This window comes from uncultured Christiangramia sp. (assembly GCF_913046405.1).
Lineage (GTDB): Bacteria > Bacteroidota > Bacteroidia > Flavobacteriales > Flavobacteriaceae > Christiangramia > Christiangramia marina.
The window spans coordinates 1-5,475 of sequence record NZ_CAJWRQ010000143.1 but is presented as its reverse complement, the minus strand read 5'-3'; the positions used below and the strand labels follow the sequence as shown (position 1 = coordinate 5,475).

4 protein-coding genes are annotated in these 5,475 nt (G+C 38.5%); 3 read left to right on the top strand and 1 reads right to left on the bottom strand.

The features are described 5' to 3' along the window. Window positions 1–1,735, bottom strand: a 1,735-nt coding sequence (locus QZ620_RS13355) for a putative LPS assembly protein LptD (protein WP_366935477.1), incomplete at its 3' end; no start/stop codon positions are given. Window positions 1,736–1,921: 186 nt separating this feature from the next. Here QZ620_RS13355 and QZ620_RS13350 point away from each other — a divergent pair. From QZ620_RS13350 to QZ620_RS13340, 3 genes are read left to right on the top strand one after another with little or no spacing between them, the layout of a single operon-like run. Further along, window positions 1,922–3,046 (top strand): N-acetylmuramoyl-L-alanine amidase, encoded by a 1,125-nt coding sequence (locus QZ620_RS13350; RefSeq protein WP_295182560.1) that lies wholly within the window; start codon window positions 1,922–1,924, stop codon window positions 3,044–3,046. 56 nt (window positions 3,047–3,102) lie between these two features. Then, the gene (locus tag QZ620_RS13345) at window positions 3,103–4,056 is read left to right on the top strand and encodes an MlaD family protein (RefSeq protein WP_295182557.1); all 954 of its coding nucleotides are present in this window, start codon (window positions 3,103–3,105) and stop codon (window positions 4,054–4,056) included. A gap of 7 nt (window positions 4,057–4,063) precedes the next feature. Continuing rightward, a complete protein-coding gene (locus QZ620_RS13340) occupies window positions 4,064–5,404 on the top strand; it encodes a (Fe-S)-binding protein (protein WP_295182555.1) in 1,341 nt (446 codons plus the stop codon). Window positions 5,405–5,475 lie beyond the last annotated feature (71 nt).

The following is a 5,475-nucleotide window of genomic DNA, read 5'->3' as shown; positions in this document are numbered from 1 at the left end:
TGATATTTCCATTTTCATCTTCAGATTCCTGGACAAACTGATCGTAAAAACGATCAAAACCGGGATTGATATTATAACTTACTGAGGGTCTCATGACATGACGAATTGCCTGTATTTTTTTATCCTTTCCGAAGGTTTTTCTACCATATAGCGTAGTTCCAAGGCTAGTATTGAAATTGTAAGTACGATAAGAGTCAAAGCCTTTAATCGTATCAATCACGACATCATCCAGCACAGGATCATAGGACCTTTCAAAAGTTCTGGAAACCCAGGTTTCTTCATAGCTGGTACCTGTGGAAACACTTAAATATTTAAATAGCTTAAAGTTCGTATTTAGTGGAATACTATGTTGGGCGCCCAGCCTTGCATCATCGAACATCGCCGGAGTAAGGAAAAGTGAATCGGCAGTATTGATCTGGTTCTCTGCCCTTAAATTATACTGAAGGTTAATGTTCTCTATAAAGCCTTTTTTACTACCTGTAGCCGGAGCCAGAGGATAGATACGAGACATACTTAATTGTAAAGTTGGCAAACTAAGATTTACAGAATTAGTTCTGGTATTCTGGGAGTGACGCGCGGCCAGACTTAAATTCACCTGAGGTTCACCGGGAAATGTCTTACTGTATGAAACCGAAGAGTTTAATTCGTTATTCAGGTAATTCCCTGTGTTTGCCTGATTAATGGATTCGGCATAATACTCGCTGCTACCCAAGTTCACTGAAGCTGAAAACCTGGAATTAGGACTGGCTTTTGGATCCTGACTATGAGACCACTGGATGTTATAGCTGGATCTTTCAGCAAAATCTGGGAAGCCTCTTTCACTCGTGAATAACTTTTCAAACCTTACTCTCGCATTTCCACGATACTTATACCTGTTTGCGTAATTGGATGAAAATTCCAGAGTGTAAGAGCCGTTCGTGTAATAACTACCTAAAGCCAGTAGATCCACATAATCACTAATAGCAAAATAATAACCACCATTCTGAAGGTTATAACCATACTGGGAATCTCCAAACGACGGAATGATAAAACCTGAAGTTTCTTCGTCTGTTAAAGGGAAATATCCAAATGGAAGTCCTAGTGGAGTAGGAACATCTGCAATGTACATGTTTACGAGTCCGGTCACGATCTTCTTCTCAGGTACGAACTTGATCTTCCTCGCATAGAAAAAATACTCCGGGTTATCCACATCCTGAGAAGTGGTAAACCGAACATTCTTCATGAAATACACCGAATCATTTTCCCGTTTGGTCACCATCCCTTTTACATTAAAGTCGGCTTCCTGGGTTCGGGAATTGTAAACCAAAGCTCTTTCAGTATCAAAATTGAACCGAAGTGAATCTGGCTCTACTTTTCTATTCGCCTGGGTGAAAATAGGTTTTTGTATATATTCTCCCAAGGAATCCTCAATTCCATAGGCGAAAAACTCATTCTTATTATTATCGATAACAATGAGTCCTGCCTCTATGGTCATATCACCATAGACGATCTTTGCTTCGTTATACAGGTAGATCTTATTTTCTTTTGGGCTTAAGCGCATGTAATCTTTGGCGCTATAATCTACAACATCGGTAATAAACTGGGGTTTTTTGACTGAATCCTGTTTAATGGTATCGGTAACCTGCAGGTTCTGGGCGATCTCTTCAGGATTAACTGCGGGAGCAATACTATCCTTCTGACTTTCAACAGGGATCGAGTTATTTCCAATCTCCTGCGCATGCAAAAGCGAGGTCATAAATAGCGTGAAAACTAAGCAAAAAAGTGTATTGGGGATATTTGTTTGCAATGCTTTAAGTGCTATTTTTGTACGGATTGGCGTGCTTTTTGCAAATCCAAAATTACATATATTTTTTTAGCTGAGTTTTGAGACTGCAGGAAAAATAGCAATAAAATATTCACCCCACACAAGCGTTAGCTTTCTATGAGAACGAACTTACTTAATCTTTTCGTATTCACAAGCCTTTTCTTTGTTACACCAACGGCAAGTTTTTCTGCTGAAATCCCTCCAAATCTGGATGAATTTGTAGTAGTTCTCGATGCTGGTCATGGCGGAAAAGATCCCGGTAACATGGGTAATGGTTATAAGGAAAAGGATATTGCGCTAAGCATCATCCTGAAGATTGGTGCCGAGCTTGAAAAATATGAGAATATAAAGGTAGTATATACCAGAAAGTCTGATGTGTTTGTAGAACTCTTCGAAAGAGGTAGAATTGCCAATGAAGCGAATGCAGACCTTTTTGTATCTGTACATTGTAATTCACATAATTCCCAGGCTTCAGGAACCGAAACTTTCGTGCTTGGACTTAACAGGAATGAGACCAATTTTGAAGTGGCGAAAAAAGAAAACTCGGTGATCTATTTAGAGGATAACTATGAAGTTACTTATGCCGGGTATGATCCTAATTCACCTGAATCTACTATTGGGCTTACGATCATGCAGGAAGAATACCTGGATCAAAGTATTTTGCTTGCAGATCTTGTTCAGAAACAATTTACCAATACACTAAAGAGAAAGAATAGAGGAGTTAAGCAAATGGGATTAATTGTTCTGCATCAAACCTACATGCCGAGCGTTCTTGTGGAGACTGGTTTCCTTACAAATAACCAGGAGGGACCTTACCTTAATAGTTCTAGAGGGAAGGATGATATGGCGCGTGCAATTACCAATGCTATTCTAAATTATAGTAAAACCATTAATTTAAATACACTTGAGCAAGTAGCTGCAAATCAAGCTAATGAAACTGTGGATAAGGGAGTTTTACCGGAATCCCAGGTTTTTAAAGATGTACTATTCAGAGTGCAACTTGCGGCCGGCTCAAAGAAACTGGATACTAAACCTTACAACTTCAAAGGAATTAAGGGTGTAAGCAGGGAGAAAGAAGGTAAACTTTACAAGTATTATTATGGAGCAACTTCAGATTATCTCAAGATTCAGAGAATGCATAATGAAGCAGTAAAAAGTGGATACACAGATAGTTATATCGTAGCCTTCAGGAATGAGCAAAAAATAACGCTTAACGATGCGTTAAAATCAAAGCTAAAATAGAAGTGCTTTTCTATTTTTATTTCTAAATTTGTGCGTATTCACTTAAAAAATTGCTTTTGAAATATTCCAGAGAGGTAAAAACTGGCGTTCTAGCTATCGTGGCGATAGTTATTTTATTGTTTGGTTATAGTTTTCTCAAGGGAGAAAACCTCCTTGCCCAGAATCGAATTTTTTATGCTGAATACGATGATGTAGAAGGACTCTCACCATCTTCTGAAGTTACTATCAACGGTCTTAAAGTTGGTCAGGTAAGCAGCATAGAGTTCAAAGATAATTCAGGAAGACTTGTTGTAAGTTTTACTGTAAAAAATGATTTCAAGTTTTCGAAGAATAGTAAGGTGAACATTTATGGTGGAAGTATCATAGGTGGGAAATCTTTAGCTATTGTACCAAATTATGATCAGAAATCTGAATGGGCTCAGTCTGGAGATACACTCGAGGGAGATAAAGAAGAAGGGATCATGGAGCTTGTGAATGATAAACTGACTCCTTTACAGAATAAACTGGAGAATACGATCACCAGTGCAGATTCAATGTTAACGGCCATCACAGAAATTTTAGATGACTCTACCAGGAACAATATTCGCGGTACTTTTAGAAATCTTGATGCTACCGTATCATCATTTAGAGTGACCGCAGATGAGCTTCAGGGTATAGTAAAGGGAAATAGTTCTAAGATTGATCGAACGTTTACGAATCTTGATGAGATGTCTACGAACTTCAATAAGTTTTCAGACACTTTATCTACTATGAATATTGGCAAGATCACCTCAGATCTTGAAAAGGTAATTGCAGATTTTGAAGGAATCTCGAATAAACTGAACAGCAAGGAAGGAACCGCAGGAAAATTGATCAATGATGATGCTGTCTATAATAACCTGGATCAGGCAACCAAACAGCTAGAACAACTCCTACAGGATATCAAACTTAATCCAAAGCGCTACGTTCATTTCTCAGTTTTCGGAAAGAAACCTGGAGAATATGAAGAACCGGAAGATTCCTTAAAATAAATCTATCATGCAAATTGTTTCGCAAATCCTATTTGTGATCGCTCTTTTAGTGGGCGTTGGCTTTTTCGCCAGAAATATCAAAAGACTTATTCGAAATATCAAATTAGGTCGGGAAATCGATCGAACAGATAATGGTGGAGAAAGATTTGCCAAAATGGCCAGAATAGCATTAGGGCAGAGTAAAATGGTAAAAAGACCGGTTTCCGGTTTTCTACATATTATCGTTTACGTGGGCTTTATTATTATTAACATAGAAGTTCTCGAAATCGTTATCGACGGAATTTTTGGCACTCATAGAATCTTTTCTTTTCTAGGTGGTACTTATGATGTCCTCATCGCAAGTTTCGAAATCTTAGCTTTCCTGGTTTTTGTTGGAGTAGTGATCTTCTGGATACGTAGAAACGCACTTAACATCTACCGTTTCCTTGGTCGTGAACTGAAAGGCTGGCCAAAGAATGATGCAAATTACATCCTGTATTTTGAAATGGTGCTAATGGCATTATTTCTTATCATGAATGCTACAGACTATCAACTGCAAATGAATGGAGCAGATCATTATGCTTCAGAAGCAGGTATAATGGGAAGCTTTCCAATAAGTCAGTTTTTACTTCCTATTTTCGACGGAATGAGCAACGCGACACTTATTATCATTGAAAGAGCCGCCTGGTGGTTACATATTCTTGGAATTCTATTCTTTCTTAATTATTTATACTACTCAAAACATTTACATATCCTACTAGCATTTCCAAACGTCTATTTTTCAAAACTTAGTCTTCAGGGGAAATTTGATAATCTGGAGGCAGTGCAGAAGGAAGTAGCGCTGATGATGGATCCAAATGCCGATCCTTTTGCAGCTCCTGCGGAAGGCGAGGATGAAGGAGAGCCGGAAAAATTTGGAGCTTCAGATGTCTTTGATCTCAACCAGGTTCAATTGCTGAATTCCTATACCTGCACAGAGTGTGGAAGATGTACTTCTGAATGTCCTGCGAACCAAACCGGGAAAAAACTTTCTCCAAGAAAGATCATGATGGACACTCGTGACAGGCTCGAGGAAGTAGGTGAGAATATTACCAAGAACGGAAAATTTGAAGATGACGGTAAGCAATTACTTGATGACTATATTCTTAGAGAAGAATTATGGGCATGTACTACCTGTAATGCATGTGTAGAGGCCTGTCCTGTGGGGATCGATCCATTATCCATTATTCTGGATATGAGAAGATACCTGGTAATGGAGCAAAGTGCCGCTCCTAATGAGTTATCCATAGCGATGACAAATATTGAAAACAATGGTGCACCATGGCCTTACAACCAAATGGACCGTTTGAACTGGGCCAAAGAAAATTAATACATTAGAATTATATAAAGATCGATAATATGGCAGAAGCACTCAAAGTACCTACAATGGCAGAATATATG